Origin of the sequence: Nocardia farcinica (assembly GCF_029867845.1) — a bacterium.
GTDB classification, from domain to species: domain Bacteria; phylum Actinomycetota; class Actinomycetes; order Mycobacteriales; family Mycobacteriaceae; genus Nocardia; species Nocardia farcinica_A.
This window is the reverse complement of record NZ_JARWRU010000547.1, coordinates 1-2191: the sequence shown is the minus strand read 5'-3', so window position 1 is coordinate 2191 and position 2191 is coordinate 1. Positions and strand designations below refer to the sequence as shown.

The following is a 2191-nucleotide window of genomic DNA, read 5'->3' as shown; positions in this document are numbered from 1 at the left end:
GGGCCACCGAGGAGTCCACCGCCAGGGTCACCCTGACCCGGTCACCGTCCAGGCGCACCCCGTCCACCGCGCCGACCGGCACTCCGGCCACGCTCACCAGATCGCCGGCGGCGATGCCGGCGGCCTGCGCGAACTCGGCCTCGTAGCGGACGCGGCCGGGATCGCTCGTACCTATCGTCACCGCCGCCGCCACCACGACCAGCAGCACGGCCAGCGCGAGCGCCCCGAGCGCCGGGCGCGGATAGTCCTCCAAGGGGCGCAGCCGCAGTCCTCGCAGCCGACGCGGCCACGGGAAACTTCGCCGGATTCGTCTCGACATCACAACCCTCACCTGCACACGGGCGAATACTGGGCCTCGCCGCCCGGAGTGGCGAGGTCGACGACGGTCGGCACGAGGTTGCTGAGTCCGGGCAGCACGGTCACGCCGAAATTGCACAGATAGGTGTTGAGGTAGGCGCCCTCCTGGCTCACTCTGGCCAGCCCCTTCATCAACGCGGGCATGTTGAACCCGAGATAGGCGAAGTTCTGCTTGTTCTCCTGGAAGTGGCGGGTGAAACCCGGTTCGCGGTAGAGCATCCCGGTCAGGTCGGGCTCGATGTCGTCGACCGCCCGCGCCATCCGGTCGGTGGTGACCGAGACGGTGGTGAGCGCGCCGAGCAGTTCGTCGCGATGTGCGCTGAGCCCGTCGACCAGGGCGCGGGAGCGCGCGAGCAGCGAACCCAGTTCCCCCGCCTGTCCGGCCAGGTTGCCCACCACCCGGTTCAGGTTGGCGATGACCTCGCCGAGCACCTGGTCCGGTCCCGCCAGCGCCTGCGCCAGCGCGGAGACCTGTTCGACGAGCAGCACCAGCGAGGCGTTGTCGCCCTGCAGGGCGGTGACCAGCGCGGCGGTCAGGTTGTCCACCTGGTGCGGGTCGAGTCCGGCGAACAGTGGCTCGAAACCGTTGAGCAGGGCCGAGATGTCGAAGGACGGTTCGGTGTGCTCGAGCGGGATCTCCGCGCCGGGCGCGAGTTCGGCGGGGTCGCCGTGGTCGGCTTTCACCAGGCCCAGATAGCGCTGGCCGATGACGTTCTGGTAGGTGATGGCGGCGCGGGTGTCGCCGTAGAGCTTCTGGCCCGCCTCGACGCGGAAACGGACCCTGGCGAGCGTGCCGTCGAGTTCGATGGCGTCGACGCGGCCGACCCGCACCCCCGCCATGCGCACGTCGTCGCCGACGCGCAGCCCGCTGACGTCGCTGAAGACCGCGCTGTAGTCATGGGTGTCGCCCGCGACGCGGCGGTCCAGCGTTACGTAGGTGGTCCACAGCAGCGCGAAGGCCACCGTCACGAACAGGCTCACGCCGATCAGGGGTCTGCGATAGCTCATCAGCGGCCTCCGGTGGGGAAGGGACCGTCGGCCAGCAGCGACCCGAGCAGGGCCTCGGCGCCGTTGCCGCCGCCGGTGAGCACCCGCTCGATCAGCGCGCGCAGGTCGGCGGGCAGGTCGGGGCCCGGCTGGTGCGCGGCCGCGTACGCGCCGGGGTCCATGGTCTCGGGCAGCTCCTCGACGGGGAACTCGGTGGGCGCGGTGGCACAGCTCGGGCCTTCGAGTTCGCCGTAGCGGGGGCAGTCGGCGCGGGTGTAGCGGGTGTGCGGGGTCAGCCGGAACTGGAACTTGCCGATGCCGCGCGGATGTTCGGCGTTGTAGAACTCCGAGAACCACAGCCCCGACAGCTTGTTGAAGCGGGCCACGATCGGCCCGAGGGTCGGTGCGCCGTCGGCGAAGACGTCGAGCACCGGCGCCAATTCGCCGAGCACGGTGTCGATCCGGCCTGCCTGGCGGTCGAGCGCGCCGTCGACGGCGGCCAGCGTGGTCCCGCCCGCGCCCATGAGTTCGGCCAGCGCCGCCTGGTGTTCGGCGAAGGTCCGCATGGGCACCACCGCCGCGTGCAGTGCGTCGATCAGGTCGGGAGCGGACTGCTCGAGCCCGCGCACCGCCTCGGCCAGCAGGCTCAGCGTGGGCGCGCCCTCGCCGGGGGCGAGCAGCGCGTCGAGTTCTCCGGTGATGCGTACCGCCGCCGCGCCCGCCGCCACGATGTCGGCGGCGCGGCGGGGGGGGGCCCGCGGCACCGCCCCCCGCGGGCCCACCGGGGCAACGCCCCCGCCGCCGGGGGGCGGCGCGGGCGTAAGCCCGCGCGGGGGGTGGGGCGGCG

Annotated in this window: 2 protein-coding genes and 1 pseudogene; all 3 read right to left on the bottom strand. The window is 72.6% G+C overall.

The genetic code is table 11. The features are described from left to right. A partial coding sequence (locus tag QH283_RS11855) for an MlaD family protein (RefSeq protein ID WP_280503057.1) occupies nt 1–319 on the bottom strand: 319 nt, incomplete at its 3' end. Between the two features lie 8 nt (nt 320–327). After that, nucleotides 328–1365: an MlaD family protein gene (locus tag QH283_RS11850; protein WP_280503056.1), complete on the bottom strand. Its 1038-nt coding sequence runs from the start codon at nt 1363–1365 to the stop codon at nt 328–330. Then, nucleotides 1365–2191, bottom strand: a pseudogene (locus QH283_RS11845) (MlaD family protein); the annotation flags it as partial. The pseudogene QH283_RS11845 and the gene QH283_RS11850, both read right to left, overlap by 1 nt.